This window comes from Chryseobacterium pyrolae, assembly GCF_025153485.1.
In the GTDB taxonomy this organism is placed as follows: domain Bacteria; phylum Bacteroidota; class Bacteroidia; order Flavobacteriales; family Weeksellaceae; genus Chryseobacterium; species Chryseobacterium antibioticum.
In genome coordinates this window covers 1-19,726 of sequence record NZ_JANZQH010000009.1, presented here as the reverse complement: position 1 = coordinate 19,726, position 19,726 = coordinate 1, and the positions used below count along the sequence as shown (strand labels likewise).

General features: G+C 37.7%; 16 protein-coding genes. 7 read left to right on the top strand and 9 right to left on the bottom strand.

Annotation, left to right across the window (positions count from 1 at the left end):
* Positions 1 to 9: 9 nt before the first annotated feature.
* On the top strand, positions 10 to 1,191 hold the full coding sequence (locus NZD88_RS17015; protein WP_259830716.1) for a phosphatidylinositol-specific phospholipase C1-like protein: 1,182 nt from the start codon (positions 10 to 12) through the stop codon (positions 1,189 to 1,191).
* Between the two features lie 66 nt (positions 1,192 to 1,257).
* On the opposite strand, the gene NZD88_RS17010 is transcribed toward NZD88_RS17015, so the two are convergent.
* Entirely contained in the window at positions 1,258 to 2,409 is a 1,152-nt protein-coding gene (locus NZD88_RS17010; RefSeq protein WP_259830715.1) for a tetratricopeptide repeat protein, read from the bottom strand.
* Positions 2,410 to 2,589: 180 nt separating this feature from the next.
* On the opposite strand from NZD88_RS17010, the gene NZD88_RS17005 reads away from it, so the two are divergent.
* The 3 genes from NZD88_RS17005 (at position 2,590) to NZD88_RS16995 (ending at position 5,116) form a co-directional block, all read left to right on the top strand.
* Positions 2,590 to 3,348 carry a helix-turn-helix domain-containing protein gene (locus tag NZD88_RS17005; RefSeq protein ID WP_259830714.1) on the top strand — a complete coding sequence of 253 codons (759 nt, stop codon included), beginning with the start codon at positions 2,590 to 2,592 and terminating at the stop codon, positions 3,346 to 3,348.
* 25 nt (positions 3,349 to 3,373) lie between these two features.
* Positions 3,374 to 4,534, top strand: coding sequence for an FAD-dependent oxidoreductase (locus tag NZD88_RS17000; protein WP_259830713.1), 1,161 nt, complete (start codon positions 3,374 to 3,376; stop codon positions 4,532 to 4,534).
* Positions 4,535 to 4,612: 78 nt separating this feature from the next.
* Positions 4,613 to 5,116, top strand: a complete 504-nt coding sequence (locus tag NZD88_RS16995; RefSeq protein WP_259830712.1) for a DinB family protein — start codon at positions 4,613 to 4,615, stop codon at positions 5,114 to 5,116.
* 174 nt (positions 5,117 to 5,290) lie between these two features.
* Here the strand turns inward: NZD88_RS16995 and NZD88_RS16990 are convergent, their stop codons facing one another.
* The 3 genes from NZD88_RS16990 to NZD88_RS16980 all read right to left on the bottom strand — a co-directional run bounded on the left by NZD88_RS16990 (position 5,291) and on the right by NZD88_RS16980 (position 8,064).
* Positions 5,291 to 6,058 carry a hypothetical protein gene (locus tag NZD88_RS16990; protein ID WP_259830710.1) on the bottom strand — a complete coding sequence of 256 codons (768 nt, stop codon included), beginning with the start codon at positions 6,056 to 6,058 and terminating at the stop codon, positions 5,291 to 5,293.
* 78 nt (positions 6,059 to 6,136) lie between these two features.
* Positions 6,137 to 7,042, bottom strand: a complete 906-nt coding sequence (locus NZD88_RS16985) for a helix-turn-helix domain-containing protein (RefSeq protein ID WP_259830708.1) — start codon at positions 7,040 to 7,042, stop codon at positions 6,137 to 6,139.
* A gap of 17 nt (positions 7,043 to 7,059) precedes the next feature.
* On the bottom strand, positions 7,060 to 8,064 hold the full coding sequence (locus tag NZD88_RS16980) for an aldo/keto reductase (RefSeq protein ID WP_259830707.1): 1,005 nt from the start codon (positions 8,062 to 8,064) through the stop codon (positions 7,060 to 7,062).
* 268 nt (positions 8,065 to 8,332) lie between these two features.
* Here NZD88_RS16980 and NZD88_RS16975 point away from each other — a divergent pair, with 268 nt between their 5' ends.
* Complete coding sequence (locus NZD88_RS16975; RefSeq protein ID WP_259830706.1) at positions 8,333 to 8,710, top strand: VOC family protein; 378 nt, start codon at positions 8,333 to 8,335, stop codon at positions 8,708 to 8,710.
* 122 nt (positions 8,711 to 8,832) lie between these two features.
* On the opposite strand, the gene NZD88_RS16970 is transcribed toward NZD88_RS16975, so the two are convergent.
* The 3 genes from NZD88_RS16970 to NZD88_RS16960 form a co-directional block, all read right to left on the bottom strand.
* Entirely contained in the window at positions 8,833 to 11,841 is a 3,009-nt protein-coding gene (locus tag NZD88_RS16970) for a reprolysin-like metallopeptidase (RefSeq protein ID WP_259830705.1), read from the bottom strand.
* Positions 11,842 to 12,818: 977 nt separating this feature from the next.
* Positions 12,819 to 14,246 carry a tetratricopeptide repeat protein gene (locus tag NZD88_RS16965; protein WP_259830704.1) on the bottom strand — a complete coding sequence of 476 codons (1,428 nt, stop codon included), beginning with the start codon at positions 14,244 to 14,246 and terminating at the stop codon, positions 12,819 to 12,821.
* A 59-nt stretch (positions 14,247 to 14,305) separates the two neighbouring features.
* Positions 14,306 to 15,781 (bottom strand): tetratricopeptide repeat protein, encoded by a 1,476-nt coding sequence (locus NZD88_RS16960; protein WP_259830702.1) that lies wholly within the window; start codon positions 15,779 to 15,781, stop codon positions 14,306 to 14,308.
* A 325-nt stretch (positions 15,782 to 16,106) separates the two neighbouring features.
* On the opposite strand from NZD88_RS16960, the gene NZD88_RS16955 reads away from it, so the two are divergent.
* On the top strand, positions 16,107 to 16,622 hold the full coding sequence (locus NZD88_RS16955) for a GNAT family N-acetyltransferase (RefSeq protein WP_259830700.1): 516 nt from the start codon (positions 16,107 to 16,109) through the stop codon (positions 16,620 to 16,622).
* Positions 16,623 to 17,176: 554 nt separating this feature from the next.
* The gene (locus tag NZD88_RS16950) at positions 17,177 to 17,752 is read left to right on the top strand and encodes a hypothetical protein (protein ID WP_259830698.1); all 576 of its coding nucleotides are present in this window, start codon (positions 17,177 to 17,179) and stop codon (positions 17,750 to 17,752) included.
* Positions 17,753 to 17,812: 60 nt separating this feature from the next.
* On the opposite strand, the gene NZD88_RS16945 is transcribed toward NZD88_RS16950, so the two are convergent.
* Entirely contained in the window at positions 17,813 to 18,445 is a 633-nt protein-coding gene (locus NZD88_RS16945) for a DJ-1/PfpI family protein (RefSeq protein ID WP_259830697.1), read from the bottom strand.
* Positions 18,446 to 18,550: 105 nt separating this feature from the next.
* Entirely contained in the window at positions 18,551 to 19,588 is a 1,038-nt protein-coding gene (locus NZD88_RS16940) for a GlxA family transcriptional regulator (protein ID WP_259830695.1), read from the bottom strand.
* Between the last annotated feature and the right edge of the window lie 138 nt (positions 19,589 to 19,726).

Genomic DNA, 19,726 nt, shown 5'->3' with positions numbered 1-19,726 from the left:
ATCCTTTTTATGAAAAAATATATGTACACTGCTGCAGTCGCTGCAGCCTCCCTATTCCATGCCCAGGAAAAATGTAAAGACATCAGAATTAATCAGATACAGGTGCTGGGAACTCACAATTCCTATGCAGAACCTGTAGATCCAAAAGTATTGGATCTGGCAGCGCCTATTATCAAGAATCTGATGGCAAAATACAGTTCCGGAATGTCGTCTGAGCAGAAAGCTAAATTCCAGGAATATCACCCGAACGGAATGGATTTTACAGAAGCGCTCAATTATAATCATCCCGGTTTTACAGAGCAGCTTAATGCCAATCTCCGCGGGCTTGAGCTGGATGTTTACTATGATCCGGACGGTAACCGCTTTAATCATCCTGCATCTTACCGCATCTTAAAAGAGAAAGGCGTAAAAGATCTGGCTCCCCATAATACCAGAGACCTGGACCAACCCGGATTTAAGCTTCTGCATATGGCTGATATTGATTTCAGATCGCATTATCCGACATTAAAAGATGCTCTAAAAGAACTTCGGCAATGGTCAGATCAGCATCCTCAGCATACCACCCTATTTATTATGGTGGAAGCCAAGGATTCAGGGTTTCCTATTTTCCCTCATTCTACCCAGGTTTTACCTTTTAGCCAAAAAGCTTACGACGACCTTGATCAGGAAATTTTACAGTATCTGGGAAAAGATAAAATCATTACTCCAAAAGAAGTACAGGGTAAGTTTCCTACACTACGGGAGGCTGTCGTTCACAATAACTGGCCAAAAGCGGAAGACAGCAGAGGAAAATTTATATTCATGCTGTTACCGGGAAGCGCAGGAACTCAGTCTACTAAAAACAACCCTTATCTTATTGATGGTTCTCTGGAAAAAAGAGTGATGTTTATGGAAAGTGAGCCTGAGGACAGTTTTGCAGCCTTTATTTTAAAAGATAATGCAATCGTCCGACAGCAGGACATTCAGACCCTGGTGAAACAGGGGTTTATGGTACGAACAAGAGCTGATATTGAAACGTATGAAGCCAAGATCAATGATCATACCCGATCAAAGGCAGCCTTCAGCAGTGGTGCACAGGTTGTTTCTACAGATTTTTTCCGGCCCGGAAATGTGTATGGAACGTCCTATTTTGTAAAACCTCCTCAGGACAAAGATTATATTCTAAATCCTATCAATACGGATTGTCACTAAACTCTATGAAGCCGCCTCAAAAATTATATTTGAGGCTGTTTTTTTATTGATTAACCAAAATAGATTCTACTTCAGGGAAACTTCTTTTGGATTTGTTAACGATGTAATTCTTGTCTTCGCATAGCTGATCTGTTCTTTTTCTTTCTCCGGGTCCGGTTTATTTTTCAGGTAAAGATTATAGTAAATGACAGCATTTTTAGGCTGTTTCAGATTGAAATCATAAAGAAGACCCAAACGGTAATAAATAGTACTGCTGGTATTAAAAGTAAGACCTCTTTTATAAGCTTCCAAAGCATCTGAAAATTGATTTTTCTGTTCGTAGATACCTGCCAGAGCAGTATAATAAAGCGCAGTATGATCGGATATACCCTCGTCGATGGTCTTTTTAGCGTACTCCGCAGCTTTATTATATTCTTTCAGTTCACGGTAGCTCAAGGCCATAAAGTACAAAGTTCCCTCGTTGTGAACGCCTAGATCTTCCAATGTTTTGAAAAGCGTTGCACATTTTTGATAGTCTTTTAAATAGAAATATGCCTGCCCCATTTCATTGATCACATTCACATCCGTATTTTCTTTCATCAGCTTTTCTCCGGTTTCAATCACTTCTTTATACTTACCTAACTGATTGGCAAGGGGAAGCTGCGCCTGTTGCAGTGTAAAGTTGTCTCGGTCTGCCGCGATAGCTCTTTGGAGGATATCATAGGCCTTCTGATACTGTTTCTGCTCGCGATAAACCATCGAAAGATCATAAGCAACATCAGGATCAGTAGTATGTAAAGAATTTGCTTTTCTAAGATATTTAAGCTTGACCTCAGGAGTATCTCCCAGGCCAGCCAGTTGTTTATAAGCACTGAAATTAAGGCTATCCAACTCAATGATTTCCATGAGATACATTTTGGATTTGGCAGTATTTCCCCGTCTGGAATTGATATTGGCTAAACTGAAGAGAACAGGGATGTTTTTTGATTCAATAGCATTGACTTTCAGGTAATTTTTCTCTGCTTCCGGAAGTTTTCCGGACATCATATAACAATACGCCATTTGTGTTAATGCTTTTACGTTCTTTGTATCTTCAGGATAAATGTTTTGCAGATACTGGGCAGCTTCAGCATAGCGTTGGGTTTCATAATAGTCAAGAAGCTTCTCTTTATCGATCAACTGCCCTGCGAGGTTGGTCATACTGAATAGAAGAAAACTTACTGAAAGCCAGAATTTCATACTTGTGATTTATTACTAAATTATCAGTTATTTGAATATTTTCCAAATTTTCAGACTAAATTATTCACATTATAAAGATTTAATTCAATTTTAATTAAAATTCATCACCTTAAAGAAGTCCTGTGATTCCACTCCAATTTTTTGTAATTTCCTATTTTGAAAAAGCAGAAGTATATTTTTATGAAACACGAATTCTATTGCCAATTTATTAAGCCGGATCCTTCCCTGGACAGCTTTGTAGAAAACATAGGGATGTTTCATAATCCTACGGATAAAGAAAAGGAAGTTGTTGTAATGCCTGATGGAAGGGTGGATCTGTTTTTTATGCAGTCCGGCACGAATGAGCCGTTCAATGTTTTTCTCATTGGATTGGAAACGGCACCTGAGCAGAGAAGTATTCCTTCCGGCACGCTTGCTTTTGCAATCAGCTTCAGACCTTTGGCTGTTGAATACATTCTCCATACTTCTATTGCAGCCCTTCTCAATACAGCAAAGACTCTTCCGGATGACTTTTGGAATCTCACTCCGAATGATCTCACAGATTTTGAACAATTTGCACAAAAAGTATCACAAATCATAACAGAACTTCTGCCTGATATCGTTGATGAAAGAAAACGAAAGCTTTTTGACCTCATCTACTCTTCAAATGGCGAAATGAGCGTGAAAGAACTTTCTGAAAGAACAGGCTGGAGCAGCAGACAGATCAACCGATATTTCACTCAGCAGTTTGGACTTTCTTTAAAGGCTTATTCTAATATTCTGCGTTTCAGGGCATCTTTGGAACATATTGCAGAAGGCAAGTTATTTCCTGAACTCAATTTTGCAGACCAGACGCATTTCATCAAAGAGATCAAAAAATTTTCCGGCGTACCTCCGAAAGAATTATCCAAAAATAAAAATGACCGATTTATACTATTATCTGTACTGAAACAAAAATAATTTTGCATCAGTAAAACGAATTACAATGTTAACAGACAATAAATCAATAGCCATAGTAGGTGGCGGTCCCGGAGGATTGACGCTGGCAAGACTTTTACAGCTTCGGCATGCAAAGGTAACAGTATACGAAAGAGATCTTAATAAAAATGCAAGAGTACAGGGTTCTCCACTGGATATGCATGAAGGATCTGGAATGGATGCATTGCGCGCTGCGGATCTTCTGGATGAATTTAAAAAGAATTACCGCCCCGGCGCAGATAAAGCACTGATCGTAAATGAACACGCAGAGATCATATTCAGCGATCATGAAACAAAGCCTGATGAAGATTTTGGTAACGAGCATTTTCGGCCTGAAATAGACCGCAGACCATTGAGAAATATGCTGCTGGATTCTTTACAACCTGAAACAGTAGTTTGGGACAGCCACTTTATTTCGATGGAGGCACAAAACGGAGGCTGGATACTTCATTTCAAGAATAGTTCTTCAGCGTATGCAGACATCGTGATTGCAGCGGATGGAGCCAATTCAAAGATCCGGCCTTATCTTACAGACCTGAAACCCATCTATTCAGGTATTTTAATGCTTGAAGGGAATGTATATAATGCAGAAAAATCCGCTCCACATATCAAAGAACTGATAAAGGACGGAAAAATAATGGCTTTTGGAAATCATAAAAATCTTCTTATGGGCCAGAAAGGAAGTGGTGAACTTGGATTTTATGCCAGTTTCAGAACCAATGAAAACTGGGCACAGGAAAGTGGCCTTGATTTTTCTGACCCAAAACAGATCCTGGAATGGTTCAAAAAAGAATATCCTGAATGGAGCAGCATTTGGTACGAACTTTTCGAAAATGCCACTGCCCCTTTTATTCCACGCCCGATATATTATATGCCTCTGGATCAGGTGTGGGAAACTCAGTCTAACCTGACCCTGCTTGGCGATGCTGCCCACGTGATGCCTCCATTTGCCGGAGAAGGCGCCAATATGGCCATGCTTGATGCTTTGGAGCTCAGTCAATGTCTGACTTCCGATCAGTTCAGTACGCTACATGAAGCTATTTCCCATTATGAAACTCAGATGCGTCAAAGAGCTGCCGAAGCCACAAAAGAGTCTTTGGAAAATGGCGGTAAGATGCATTCTGAAACCGCTTTGGCTACGATGCTTGAGTTTTTCAGCGGTCATTAAGCTTCACCGGAAAATAACCTTAAAAGTTTTTGCCAATAGGTATATTTTCAATAATTTACAGGATCAAAAGGTCAACACATGGAAATCACATCTGTACAATCATTCATTGATTATTATGAAAAAGTAAGGGGAAGAACGCTTCGGCTCATTGAAACAGTTCCTCCCGAGCATCTTGATTTTTCTTATAAACCTGGTAAATTTACGATCGGTGACCAGATCAGACATATTGCTGCTATCGAGAGGTATATGTACTGTGAAACCATTTCGGGCAGAAAAAGTGCGTATCAGGGTTGTGGAAAGGAACTTGCTGACGGTTATGACAACATCATCAGCTTCTTCAATGAAATGCACAGACAGTCGATAGAGATCATCAGCGGACTTTCTGATGAAGATCTCAACCGCAAATGTCTGACTCCACCGGGTCATGAAATTTCTATCTGGAAATGGCTCAGGGCAATGATAGAACATGAGATTCACCACAGAGGCGAATTATATATTTATCTCAACTTACTGGATGTGAAAACTCCGCAGATTTATGGTTTTTCAGCGGAGGAAGTTCAAAATATGAGTGTGAAATTGTAATGGAGCTGGATGTTGGAAGTTACTGTTTGGTTGATTCATATCCTTGTGAAGGTTTAAAACCTTCACAAGGATACTCTCCAGATTTTACCTTGGGGTAGTTTAATATATCCGTATTTGGTTTTTCTTTTGGATCTGAATAACTTCCTTCTTCAAACTTCCTGACATTTGGCTATTTTAATAGGAAGAAAGATCCAGTTCATCAAAGTCTTTGATCTCTGAAAGCGTTAGCAACTTAGTTGTTTTTAATTTTTTCCAGGAATCTTTAAATACTTCATCACCACTTTCTGCTTCTTCATTAACATTGGTTTTATCAAGTTGTTTTCCGGTTAAAAAATTAATACTGGTTGTACTGTTCACTCTTGGGCCCGTATTTGAGCTGTCATCATACCCGATCAGATCAAAATCTGATTTTCCATATCTGAAGGTATAGGTCCAGTAGCCATACCTGCCATGAGCATAATGAATGTATAGTTTTCCTTTTTCTGCATAAACCTCCAGTTCAGGTGCATAATAAACACCTCCATCTTCATTTTCTGAGGAGAAGCAACTGTAGTTTTTGGATGCCAGTTCATAGCCGTCATTTTTCTTAAAAAGAATGATCAGTCCGCGGCGGTTGCGATCCAGTTTCCCACGGTATTCGTCGGTAATGATATTGCCGGGATCTACTTTTTTGATGATGAGAATACAGTCTTCTGCTCCATCTTTATTTAAATCTCCGAACGATTTTTCAAAAATTGTATAGCCTTCGGGCACAAAGTCTGTGGGATTTTTTTTAGTCTCAACAACAGGTTCAGCTTTTTCCGGCTCTTTGACTGCCGGGATATTTGTGATACTATTCTCTGTGGGTATCTGTTTTTTGTCTTCTTTCGAGCATCCGAAGATCAGGATAAGAGATAAAGGAAGCCACGTAAATTTAAGAATGCCTGATGTATTTTTTTTCATAAAGTAATAAGGTTTTGCCTTGCAGACAGATCCCAAATGTAAGCATTTCGGGAAAATTTATCCAAAATACATTTTAAATCAGCTAAACCTAAATCCTGCCCTGAATTCCAGGGGAGCCATCCTAGTTTTCTTCTTAAATAAAGTGCTGAAAGACTGCGCATGCTCAAATCCTAAGCTGTAGGCAATTTCACTGACTGACAATTCAGTGGCGGAAAGTTTTTCTTTAGCCTTAGTAATCAGCTTTTCATGGATATGCTGTTGGGTATTCCGGCCTGTCTGTATCCGTAAAAGATCACTTAAATAGTTGGGTGAAAGATTCATAGCTTCTGCAATAAGGTGAACCGTCAGAAGTCCTTTTTCTGCCGACTGTTCCTGATCAAAATAGTCATTCACAAATTTTTCAAACCTGATCAGCAGTTGTTGATTATTGCTTTTTCGGGTAATAAACTGCCGTTCATAGAAACGGTTGGAATAATGAAGCAGGAGATCAATTTGTGACAGGATAATTTCTTGGGTATGTTTGTCAATATGCTCACATTCTTTATCTATTTTGTGCAGAATATCAATAAGGTTAGTTTCTTCATCTTCAGATAAATGCAAGGCTTCATTCACTGCATAAGAAAAAAATCCGTACCCTGAAATAATATGGGCTAAGGGATGCCTCAATATAAAATCTTCATGAAAGATCAGCAGATATCCTGCGGCGCCACATTCCATATTGTGAAGATCGAGATACTGCACCTGATTGGGTGCAGTGAAACTCAGAACTCCTTTATCGTAATCATAATGCTGCTGCCCGTATCTGATTTTGCCTTTTGCCTCTCTTTTTAAAGCGACACAGTAAAATCTGTTCACAAAACCTTTCCATACCTCGTCCTCAAGAAATACACTTTCGGATAAATTGATCACACTTACCAGCGGATGTTTGGGTTCAGGTAATGACAGTAAACGGTGAAAAGCGGAAACAGACTGAATGGTATTCATAGCTTATAATTTACAGATTAATCTAAAAGTCCCATACTGAACTCATCGTATGGAGCACCTGTATCAGTTCCTAAAGGTACGATACTTTCCAGTTTTAAAAGATCTGCCTCGTTTAGCTGAATTTTAGCGGCATCAATATTCTGTTCTACATATTTTCTACGTTTAGTTCCCGGGATAGGAATGATCCCTTTACTGATGATCCAGGCCAGAGCCAGCTGTGAAGAAGTTACATTCTTTTCAGCAGCCATGCGCTCAATGGCTTTTACCAGTTCAATATTCTTATCAAAATACTCTTCCTGAAAACGCGGAATTCCTCTTCGAAAATCAGTCTCCGGAAGATCATTAATGGAACGGATCTGACCTGATAAGAAGCCCCGCCCCAATGGTGAATAGGCTACAAAACCTATCCCCAGTTCCTGCAGTGTTGCCACAACTCCTTTTTCTTCTGCTGTTCTTTCAAATAAAGAATATTCGCTCTGTACAGCAGTTACGGGATGTACAGCATGTGCTCTTCTAACTGTTTCCGAAGATACTTCCGACAAGCCTATATATCCTACTTTTCCTTCTTTTACCAGATCGCTCATCGCACTCACAGTTTCTTCGATTGGAGTATTTTTATCGAGGCGATGCATGTAGTAAAGATCGATATAGTTTGTTTTTAAATTTTTAAGAGATCGTTCTACTGCTTTTTTCACATAGTCTCTGGTTCCGTTGATCGCCCAGGTCACCTTGTTGTTATCATCTATTTCCCAGCCGAATTTTGTTGCGATAATATACTGGTCCCGACTGGTCCCAATAGCTTTAGCAATAAGCTGTTCATTTTTAAAAGGTCCGTAAAGATCAGCTGTATCCAGAAAATTCCCGTCTAGTTCCAGAGAACGATGGATCGTTGCAATGGCTTCTCTTTCATCTGCTTCGCCATACATATGGGCATCTTCAAAACCTGTCATCCCCATGCACCCTAAACCTATATTGGGTATGGTTAAACCCTGACTTCCTAATTGTACCTGATTCAAATTCATATTGTTGATTTTTATAAGTACAAAATTCAGAAGAAATGATGGAGCCAATGTATGCATAATGACGAATGTTGTATGTAAATCACGGAATTGTATTTTTCACAAACCTACAGCCTTTATGCTACAGGTATTTACATTATTCCACATAATAAAGCTTATCATTTGGAATGAAAAGAATATTCCGGTGAAAAAGTTTTACATATATTTGAAAGCAACCGGAAGAATACATCAGCTTCCCGATGATCCTTATTCTAACAATAAAAAAATAGACATGAAAAAAGTAACAGGAATTGGAGGTATCCTTTTCAAATCAAAAGATCCAAACGCCATGAACGAATGGTATAAAACTCACCTTGGCCTTGAAACAAGTCCTTACGGAACCAGCTTCGAATGGCGTGAAAATGAAGACACCACAAAAAAAGGACTGACTCAGTGGGCTCCTTTTTCTGAAAATACAACATATTTTGAGCCCTCCGCTAAGGATTTTATGATCAATTACAGAGTGGAAAATCTAGAGGCTTTGACAGAGGAATTAAAAAAGGAAAACGTTACAATTCTTGACGAAATTGAAACCTACGATTATGGAAAGTTCCTTCATATTCTGGATCTTGAAGGAAACAAGATTCAGCTTTGGGAACCCATTGGTTAGAAAATTAAAAAAACAGAAAGAGCCCGGCTGTGCCGGGCTCTTTCCTCACAAAAGGTACCATGAAATTAGTCTCTATTTCAGGACAGATCAATCATCTGTCTCCAAATCTAAAGCATCTCATTTTATTTTTTGATCAGCTTGGTGCTGTACGTATCAGTTTCGTTTGTAATTGAGATGATGTACACTCCTTTTACCAACGCTGCTACATTGATTCTCTGTTCATCCAGTTTTCCTTCCTGTGCCAGTCTTCCGTCTGCACTATAGATTTTGTACTCTGCTTTCCCTTTGATGTTCTTCACTTCTATATAGGTATCGGCAGGATTCGGATAAATAGATATTTCTGATTTTGTATTTTCAGTTTCTCTTACGGCCAATCCGCTTGTAATTTTTACAGGCAGATCCATAATTCCGCCTCCAGCAATTGAGCCACATGGATCAGCTAAAGCCCCTGTTCCATTTTTAATTACAATTCTCATTCTTAACAACTTATCTCCGGAATATGCCGCAGCTGGCACCGTAAAGTTGATATTGATCCCCGTAATCGTTGAAGATCCATTGGGAAGTCCTCCGGCTACCTGTCCTACTTTCTCTGTGGCTTCAAACACTCCATTTCTGTTATAATCAATCCATGCAGATGCATTGATAGATCTTCCCGTATATCCTGGAGATGAGCGCAGGCTGGTTTCTAAAGTATACTGTGTTCCTTTAGTCAGGTTAATTGTTTTAGTAAAATCTTCGCTGAGGTCTTTATACGATCTGTACGTAGCATCCTGATAATCAACATTGGCTACTTTAACACTTCTTACTGCTGCATAATTTGATTTTCCTGAATTAAGAATACAATAGTCTATCCCTGTTTTTAAGCCTTTTGTTTTAAAGGCATAATTGGTAGAAAAACTTCCAGGAACGCTGTTAACAACCGCTGCTACCTGTACTTCATAATTCTTTTCATCTTCAAGACTGCTCAATACTACAGAATTCGTTGTACTTGTAGCGTTTTGCCAGTTCGTTTCACCCTGTTTTCTATAATTAACAGAATAGGTATTGGCACCCGGTATACTGTTCCATGAAATTCTGGCTGTTGTTTTGAACACTTCTTTATCTATGGTAGACACTCCAGTGGGAGCAGCTGCTGCAGAAGCAGGAGCTGTTCCGATTGTAATAGATGGAGATACTGCATAAAATACATTTCCTACTGCAGATATTCTCAGCTTTACTGTCCCCGAAAGGCTACCCGGCATCTGTACTGAGTAACTTCCTGTATTAGGTACAGAAGCTGCAAGATCTGTCCAGGTGATTCCGTTATCAGCCGTATAGTCTATTTTTACATTGGCAACATTGTAAGGTGCGTTATTGGTGTTGGCTGCATCCCAACTGATTGTATTGGCTGAATTGTTATACAATACACTGGCAGCTGTAAGTCCATTAAATTTGAACGGTCCGTCGTTTCCTACTGTCACTGTCACATCTGAAGAAGAAAGCATAGGACGTTGTGGATTTTCATCTCTTACCGTTACCGCATAATTAAGGGTTCTCGGAATATAAGAAACCGTTTCCCAGTCTTGTTTATTGGTCAATGAACCGCCCATTACGGTCTCCAGTTTAGGGAAATATCTTCTACCACTGGCTGTCCCTGTATAAGATCTTGTCAGAGCTCCCTGAGGATTATACCCCCAACCGCTGTCTCCTGAAATAGTAGCTAAAGTATTGACGCTATTATTTTGCTCCCAGGTATATTTTATAGGATCATTTTCTGCATCTACTACTACAGCTTCCAGATAGTAAGCTGTTCCTTTTGGAATTGTATAAGGGGCAAGCGGAGAAATAACCGGCGCCGTGTTTGTATCAATCTCTACTGATGCACCACATCCAGTTTTTCCCTCCATATTCGTCAAAATCTGATCGATGCTTTTATAATGGAAATAAGGATTGCTTACCATTTGAACATTATCGTTAGTAACTCCTGCGTAAGCCATAATGGTTGTTCCGCCTCCCGGTTCAACATTGGCTCCGCTGTTTTCAGAATTGTGTGAAAATGTATGATTACCGCCGAACTGGTGCCCCATTTCATGGGCAACATAATCGATATCAAATGAATCTCCCTGAGGAATTGCATTGGCGGGAGAAGTAAATCCTGCTCCTTTATAGTTTGATGGGATACCATCACTATCCAAAGCTGTATCGTCACTGCATATACAACCAATGCAGCCCGCCATACCGCCGCCGCCGGAAGCTCCGAACAGGTGACCGATATCAAATAACCCACTTCCTACATTCGTACTAAGGGTATTCATCAATTCACCACTCCATAATGCGTCATCAACGCCAGGTCCGGAGTCTGAATAAGGATCAGTTGCTGCGTTGGTATAAATAATTCCTGGTAAATCCTGAACAGTCAAGTGAATACCAAAATCTTTTTCGAAAATCCCGTTCACCCGGCTCATGGTATTGTTCATTGCCGTAAGAGCTCCAGCAGGTGTTCCACCATGGAACTGGGTATATTCACCTGTAACGGATAGTGCCAGCCTGTATGTTCTGTATTTTGTACTGGCAGGTCTGCTGGTAATCCCTACGTTAGAAAGATTTTTTTTTCCGTTAGCTTCTAATGATTTTATTTCTTTTACCTCTTTTTCATCCATTCCACATTCGAAGCCATGCTCTCCTGCCGTCTTCTTTGTTTTATAGAATACCCCATACGTTTTTTTATCTGCAGAAACAGGCTCTATAAACTGGAACACACCATCTTTGATAATCATGGATTGCATGTCTGTAGGAGAAGTACTGAACCTTACATACTTGGAAGGATCATCTACCCCGGCCCCTACATAAGAACCTAATTCATACTTTTCAGCCAGAGATTTTGCCATCACTGGATTACTGTATACGGCAAATCTTTCGATTTTACCTTCTGCTGTTGGCAAAGAGATAATCACAGGTTTTGCGTTCTTTCCTGTTTCTACAGCATCCTTCAGAAGGTTTCTAAGAGTTGTAAGATCTACTCTGTACGCCTGCTTTACTTCTACCTCTTTTCTGATTTCGGATCCTTTCTGACCTACCGGCTCCCATCTTTGGCCATAAACAGCTGTAAATCCGGCAGCCAAAACACTCACTAATAGAATTCTTTTTTTCATAAAATGGATTAATATAATAGTTGATTTAATTTTAAATGAAGCTTCATTCATTGTTGATTATCATCACATTCAAAGCATATCAAAATTTCAGTGCTTCAGTGTTTTATCTGAGATAAACGCATTGAATAATGAAGACTCATTTAGGGTAATAAAACTATGACTATCATCTAAATACTTAGATAAAATCAGATACTACTCAGATACTTCTTAAATATAAAAAACTGATTTACAGATAATTAAAATTCAAATTTCTTCAAACCTATTTAACATAATTTGAAATTTTTCTATGGGAAACACTTATTATTATTGTGAATAAGGATAGTATAAATGAGAATATCATAATGCCTGAACTTTTTAATGATTTTGATGATTTTAATCTTTTCAACTTTAAATATAAAGCTCTGCAGATAGCGCCATAAAAAAAGCTGCCCGACAAAGTCAGACAGCTATTCCTAATTTTTACTAACGAGAACAATTGAAAAATTATCCGCTTCAAAATTCTTACATATAAAATTTAAAACCAAAAATAGACATTCTACTTATGTACTACCTCGAAATACAAATCCTAACATTTGTAAAAAGCAAAATAATGATTAATGGGACTCATTAATTTTTGAAATCATCCAATTATGATGCATAAAACAACACCAAAACAAAATTAAAATATTGAAAATCAATAGATTATATTTAGAAAATTCGACTTAACCGTTGTATTAAAAATTAAGTAGAAATTGAAAATTAATGAAAAAAAAATCGCACCGTAGTACCTGTGTAGTATATTGTTTTTTTTCGTTTCCCAATAAAAAGTGCAAATTTGAAATTATAACAACAATTGATGAAATTGGTTTTCAGTTATGATGAAAAAAAATATTTCGAGGACTGTCTGATGTAATCAGGCAGTTTTTTTATTTTAAAATAATTTGTATTTACTCAAGTGAATTCCCAACAAATAGACCAAAATGGAATACCCGGACGAATCACATCAGACCGTCAAAAAACTGATAGATATCTGTCTCCGTTGGAATGTTGAGCTTTTTGCGGAGCCTGTATTTCTTTTGCTGGATGGATCTTGGCTGCACAAAGGTATAGCTGGCAATTTCTTTAGAAGTAAAATGAAGTTTCAGCATGGCACAGAAAACCAGATCAGAATTTTCAAGATCGGGATTCACAGCCAGTACTTTTTCAATAAAACCGGGATAAGCCTCCTTAAAATTGTCTAAAAATGAGGGGTCATTTTTTCTAGCCAGTTCAATGACATTCTCCTGACTGGTATTATGGATCTGATTTTTCAGTTCCTCTGTCTCATCTTTAAGCTGCTCTCTTCTATTTTGCAGCTGTTTTATTATTTTCCACGCATACAGTCCAAGCAGTCCGAAAACCAATGTTGAAACAATAACAATGACCAGGATATTATACCTGTGGTTTTGGGTATTTGTGTCTGTATCTGCAATAAAGCCTTCCATATCATGATTTATCGCTTCCAGTAAAGCGGTATCGGATCTGCTCCTTTCCTGTGTGTAGGCCTGGAGATACATCAGTGCTTTCTCTTTATCTCCTTTGCTTTCGTACAGGGATTTAAGGTCCGTATAAATGTATTTGGTGTACTGCGCAAAGACATATTTTGTTTTGTTATTGATTTCCAATGCCTTTAACAGTGATTCTTCTGCTTTATTATACTGTTTGGTGATCAAATAATATTCTCCCAAAACGGTATTTGCATTAAGAGCTACCCCATCTGTTCTGCCCTGCCGGTTACATGCTTCAGCTATTTTTGACAGATAGATCCGGGCGGAATCCATATTTTTGAATCCATATAAATAGAGATCTCCAATAGCGCACTCTGTGCGTCCCGAATGGTCTAATTTTTCAGCTTTACGGAAATAGTCCAATGCAGGAGTGTACTGATTTTTTCGGTAAAAATAATCCCCCTGTCTATAATAGATTTTAAAGAGAACATCATTCCGGAACGGAGATTCCGGAGTACCCTTTATATAATTCATTGCCAATGCGTTGTATTCAAATGACTTATCCAGCCGCTTAAGGTGCATCTGAAAATTGCTATAATCATTATTGAATTTGGCTTTATGAATGTTATTTTTTGAACGTTTAGTAATTTTATCTGCCTTACTAAGAAAGAATTCTGCCCTCTGATAATTTTCCAGCAGCAGATTGACATTGGCGAGGTTCAGATAGCACAAGGCTTTTCCGTCTTCATATCCTATTTTTTCTGCTTTCTGATAATATTTTTTGTTCAGCTTCACAAGAGCATCATAATCACCGGAAAGACGAAGTTTTTCATTTTGCGTGAGTAAAGGAGAGTCAAAATCATTCTCATATTCATTATGAAAATCCTTAGTGCATGATGTCAAAATAAAGAGCAAAGCGAAAATAGAGCAGCGTATCATGTACGTTTTTATAATTAATTAGATTTTTTCAAGAGGAATGAGAGGCTAAAATCCTACTTTCAAATGTAAGGTTTCTTCTGAAATTCTTCATGAGATATTTTTTCTATGTGATCAAAGAATTCATAGATATCCTGATCGCCTTCAATATTCAGTTTCTTTCTGATTCTGTACTTTTTCTGCTGAATAGATTTATGCTGAACAAATGTATAGTCTGCAATTTCCCTGGAAGTAAAATGGAGTTTCAGCAGTCCACAGAAAGCAAGTTCAGAGTTCTCAAGATCAGGATTAATGGTTAGCAATCTCCTGATAAACTCAGGGTTCAGCTCTTTAAACTTCATTAGAAATGACGAATCATTTTTCTTTGCCAGTTCAGTAACTTCCTGAAGTTTCTTTTCGTATACGCTATTCTTTAATGTATCAGTTTCTGTCTTCATGCTTTTCTTCTTCAGTCTTAAAAGATGTATTTTTTTCCGGGTATATAATCCTGATACAGAAAGGATGACAAAAGATAAGATTCCCATAATCCATAAGTCATTTTCCCGTTGGTCCGCTTCCTTTTTAGCTTCTGATATAAAAGTATCTGCCGTTTTATTGATCGCTGCAAATCTTGACTCGTTCAATCTGTTGTCTTCCTCCAAATATTTGGACAAATAGTAGAATGATTTTTCTTTATCTTTTTTCTTTTTGTACAGATCCGCCAAAGCTTTATAGATATCTTTTATATGGAAGGAATAGGTGAGTCTGGTTTTAGCACTCATCTGCAATGCATTTTTAAGCATTTTTTCAGCCTCATCATCATGGTCGATTTCGTTATTGTAGTACCCTACCGTATAATAGATCCACAGCTTTTCAATATCGGGTGTTTTCTGATGATTCATCATTTCTTCTGCACGTAAAGCATATATTCCTGCTGAATCCAGCCTTTCGGTATAGAGATGATACTGGGCAATCATACAGGTAGAATAAGCTGATTTCTCTAGGGCATTTCCTTTGTGAAAATTTTTCAATGAGTTTCCCAATTGCCCTTTCCATGCAAAATAGGTACCTCTGTTAGTATAAATCCTGGGCAGGAGCTTCTTTTTAAGTTCTGAATCCGGTGCTTTTTTTAAAGCATGCAATGCCGAATCGCTATAGATGATTGCTTTATCGTACTGTTTAAGATGGGAATAATAATGGGCATAGCTGTCATAAAATTTAGCCCTGTGAAAATTATTTTTTGAATGTTTAAGGCTTTCCCCGGCTTTATCTAAAAGAATGTGTGCCCTCTCGTAATCGCCTTCCGTAGAATTGACATTGGCAATATTGAGAAGACAAAGGCCTTTACCTTCTTCGTATCCAATTTTACCTGCTTTTTTAAAATATTCTCCATTAAGCTTAACAAGTGCTTCAAAATTCCCTGAAGAATTCATGTCATTATTCTGTTCAATCAAAGGCTGATCAAAGTCTTCTGTATGATGATAGGGAGAAGTCTGGCTGCATGAAATAATAATAAACAATATCATCATCCGCATGATACGGACTATCAACTTTTTCATAATACGATGTTATTCATCTATAATTTATCAGTTATTTTTGATCTGTATACTCTCTTTTATGTTTCTCCTTTTTACAAAGCAGAACAAGTAAAAATTGAATACATTAACGAAATAGTTGTTAGTTTGTTATAAATATACACAAATTCCAACGTTAAACTGAATAAAAAACATAAAAACAAAATATTAATTAGAAACATTCTTGTTAGTTATTTTAATAAAAAAAGACAAAAATTCATTTTTCATTAAAAAAAAGAGTTTATTTAAAAAACATTTTCACAAATTTAATGGATATAACGAAAAAATACCAATTCAAAATTTCATTATCATGAATATTCACTACCGCATACTTCTACCCCACGAAAGCAGGAATTATAGAATCATCCGGCTGGAAAGTTTAGAAAAGTTTCCGGAATCGTTCGGGGCCAATTATCAGGAATCGCTTAAAATTGAAAAATTCAGACTGGAAAGTGACATCGAAAGCCAGGCTCAAGATAGATTTGCCATGGGAGCATTTGCAGATGATACGCTTATAGGAATTTGTGCTTTTGTGAAAGACGAAAATAATACCGGAAATATTTATCAGATGTATGTCAGAGAGAGTTTCCAAGGGAAGAATATAGGTTTGGGACTGATTCAGGCTGTCATTGACGAAGCTCATAAAAGATTTGACGGAATCACTATTTTCCTTGGAGTAACCGATAAAAATGAAAAAGCATACAACCTGTACAGAAAAATCGGGTTTGTAGAAGTAACTGATAATGCAGAAAAGAAAGAAACAGGGTGCAATACACAACTTTTTCTACATACAGCGGACCACATGGCTTCCAAGAAGACTCATTAAAAAAGCAAGCGCTCCTGACCAGTGATGCGGAGCGCTTGCCAAGACATTTTCAATTATTTATAAACAGAAATTTCTTTTGTCGTTGTTGTTTTATTTTTTACCCGATTTAGCGCAGCTAGAGATCAGGAAAAACAAGAAAATAGATAGCCTGTTCAACCTGGTGAAATAAAATTGTTTTTTATTCTTACTCATTTCGAGATCGTTTCGAAACTTACTTATTTCGGGAACTTATTTTATGTTAAAATCCTTCACAATCTTTTGCTTTTAGACTAAATGCATTTTTCTTTAAATACATTTAAAACAATTTTAGCATTTAAAAAAAAATTTTAAACTATAAAATTCACTATATTTAGAATTAAATCCAAAAACATATTACATTATGACACAACTATCAACAATAAAAAACTAATTAATATAAGAAATACAATTATAAATCTCTTATATAAATAAAGCTTATGACTATTTTATCATAAATAACAGCCGATTATTTACAGTTCTGTACTCAACGCAGATCATCATACCTTTATTTTAATCACAAAAAACCATGAAATCTTATGAAAACAAACTTTATAACCAAATTTTATTTTTTCGTTGCATTATTTATTTTCTCAATGTATTTTGGAAAAGATATAGCATCAGTAAACAAAACGATTAATGACAAAAATATCTCCCCTTTTATTTTTGTTAGCCAACCTTCCGGTAATATGCACGAAGCATCTGCTCTCTTCAATACGTTTACCTACGTAAATGATCCGATTGATTTAAGCTCTATCTTAATTGATTTAGGCATACTTACTCTATTACCTTCTGACAAGTATGCGCAATTATTAAGTATCGTAAACAATGCAAATATATGCTTAAAGAGTTCAGGGAATCAAGCTCTTATAAGTCAGAGCATTGCTTCCATTTTGGTCATTCTTAAGCCCATGTACACTGTAATAATTACAAAAATCAAAGTTTCCGTAGCTAATGGCCATGGATCATCATTTCCTATATCAATATTACTAGCTGGAATTACCAAGGATCTCATCTCTGGAATCATCCATAGTCTTCCGAATATTATAATCAGCTCTCAACAATCTGAGTGCTTAAAGAGTGTACTACAGGAATTACAAGCGCTCCCAGAATAATAATAAATCTAAACAACTATGATAATCGGCTTTTCATTCATGTTTCTTGCTTAATTGAAATTATTTATCCGAATCCGTGTACTGATATTCAAAAAGTTCCACGATCGTATCTACAGCTTCCTGCCCCTGATGCTTTCCGATCAGGTATAATGCAGCATCTATTCCGGCTGTGATTCCGGCCGTAGTAATGAGTTGCCCCTGATCTACATAACGTACTCCCCTTTTAACGGTGCTTTCCGGGTTGTGCTTTTCCAGCGCATCCAGCAGCATACTGTGCGTCGTAATATCATGATTGTTAAGTATACCTGTGTTTGACAATAACATACATCCTGTACACACTGTAAAGACTACCGCTCCGCTGTCATACGCCTCTTTTACCCATTTCAATACTGTATTCTGGAAATCGTTATCCTGAAGATATTTCATAATATATTCCGGATTGGTTCCGGGAACGACAATCATATCAGGTTTAAGGCAATTTTGCAGGTCATAAGTTGGAACAATAGCCATGGTATTGGCTTCCACATATACAGGATCTTTAGTTTTCCCAACTGTATAGCAATGGTAACTTCCGGGGTATAAAGCATTAGCTTTCACAAAAACATCCAGCGGACCATTCAGATCAAGAACTTCTACCTGATCATACACTAAAAATGCAATATTCATTGCCTTCACGTTTTCTACATCTTTCATAATGTGATATTTATAGTTAAAATTTATGTTTAAAATAAAGACAAGGTTCTTCCACACCGATCATTTGTGATGAGCAGCCATTGTATATCAAAAAAGTAAAAATGATTACTCTGTTCCTTTAAACGCTTTTCTGTACTGCGCCGGAGAAAGGGAAATGTGTTTCAGAAACAACCTTCGCAAAGACATAGCACTCCCGAAACCGCATTGAGCAGCGATCATATCAAGACTCATATCGGTATATTCCAGCATATTTTTCGCCTGATCCAGCCTCATTTTTTCGAGAAACCGACCGGGAGTGTCTCCGGATTCTTTCACAAACACCCGGGAAAAGTTCCGCACACTCATATTCACCGCTTCAGCTATATTTTCTATTGAAATGCTTTCTCCAAGCCTATGCTTAAGCAGATTGCGTACTTCTTTTATGAATGGACTCATCATATCGTAATCCGGCAGGGCATTTCCAAACTGGGTCTGAATTCCCGGCCTGTGTAAATGCAAAACCAGATGACGGGCCACTTCTGATGCAACAGGTTTACCAAAGTCCTCCTCTAATAGAGCTAATGCGAGATCCATTCCGGAAGTGACACCCCCTGAAGTGTATATCTGCTGATCACGGATAAAAAACGGATTGACATTCACTTCAAGTTCAGGATAAGACTTCTGTAAAATATCTGCAAATTTCCAATGGGTGGTTACTTGCTTTCCATTAAGCAGACCTGCTTCTGCCAGTACAAATGCACCCGTACAGACTGATCCCATACGCCTTACTTTTGTGGTTATATTCTGGAGAAAAGTGTAGATATCAGCATTAATATCATCCAGAACGGTAAGATCGGTACCTCCTACCAACAGGGTATCTACGGGAAAATCAATATCGTAGATCGTATGACTGCACACCATTGGCATTCCGGAACTTGAATACAGTATTTTGTCTGAAGTTCCCGAAACCAAATGAATCCTGTAACCAGAATCAGGATCTTCATTCATCATAAAACGATTGGCTGACGTAAATACATCACAGGGGCCTGCAATGTCCAGCAGCTGTACCTGCGGCAGTACCAAAAGCACTATATTTTTCGTTCCTGTATTACGTTCTGTCTTCATCCCTGATTCTGTAGGGTACAAATGTACAGATAAAGCCATTCGTCCGCAATGACAAAAAAGATACTGTTTCGGCCAAAAGTCTGCTATTTCATGGGGTCAGTTGACTAGTCCTGAAAATCCGATACATATTACAGGACAAAAATAAATAATTAAACCAGAGCAAATTTGTTTTTGCTT

Coding starts and splice junctions, on each gene's coding strand:
- NZD88_RS17015 (WP_259830716.1), top strand. CDS start 10: ATGAAAAAATATATGTACACTGCTGCAGTCGCTGCAGCCTCCCTATTC.
- NZD88_RS17010 (WP_259830715.1), bottom strand. CDS start 2,409: ATGAAATTCTGGCTTTCAGTAAGTTTTCTTCTATTCAGTATGACCAAC.
- NZD88_RS17005 (WP_259830714.1), top strand. CDS start 2,590: ATGAAACACGAATTCTATTGCCAATTTATTAAGCCGGATCCTTCCCTG.
- NZD88_RS17000 (WP_259830713.1), top strand. CDS start 3,374: ATGTTAACAGACAATAAATCAATAGCCATAGTAGGTGGCGGTCCCGGA.
- NZD88_RS16995 (WP_259830712.1), top strand. CDS start 4,613: ATGGAAATCACATCTGTACAATCATTCATTGATTATTATGAAAAAGTA.
- NZD88_RS16990 (WP_259830710.1), bottom strand. CDS start 6,058: ATGAAAAAAAATACATCAGGCATTCTTAAATTTACGTGGCTTCCTTTA.
- NZD88_RS16985 (WP_259830708.1), bottom strand. CDS start 7,042: ATGAATACCATTCAGTCTGTTTCCGCTTTTCACCGTTTACTGTCATTA.
- NZD88_RS16980 (WP_259830707.1), bottom strand. CDS start 8,064: ATGAATTTGAATCAGGTACAATTAGGAAGTCAGGGTTTAACCATACCC.
- NZD88_RS16975 (WP_259830706.1), top strand. CDS start 8,333: ATGAAAAAAGTAACAGGAATTGGAGGTATCCTTTTCAAATCAAAAGAT.
- NZD88_RS16970 (WP_259830705.1), bottom strand. CDS start 11,841: ATGAAAAAAAGAATTCTATTAGTGAGTGTTTTGGCTGCCGGATTTACA.
- NZD88_RS16965 (WP_259830704.1), bottom strand. CDS start 14,246: ATGATACGCTGCTCTATTTTCGCTTTGCTCTTTATTTTGACATCATGC.
- NZD88_RS16960 (WP_259830702.1), bottom strand. CDS start 15,781: ATGAAAAAGTTGATAGTCCGTATCATGCGGATGATGATATTGTTTATT.
- NZD88_RS16955 (WP_259830700.1), top strand. CDS start 16,107: ATGAATATTCACTACCGCATACTTCTACCCCACGAAAGCAGGAATTAT.
- NZD88_RS16950 (WP_259830698.1), top strand. CDS start 17,177: ATGAAAACAAACTTTATAACCAAATTTTATTTTTTCGTTGCATTATTT.
- NZD88_RS16945 (WP_259830697.1), bottom strand. CDS start 18,445: ATGAAAGATGTAGAAAACGTGAAGGCAATGAATATTGCATTTTTAGTG.
- NZD88_RS16940 (WP_259830695.1), bottom strand. CDS start 19,588: ATGGCTTTATCTGTACATTTGTACCCTACAGAATCAGGGATGAAGACA.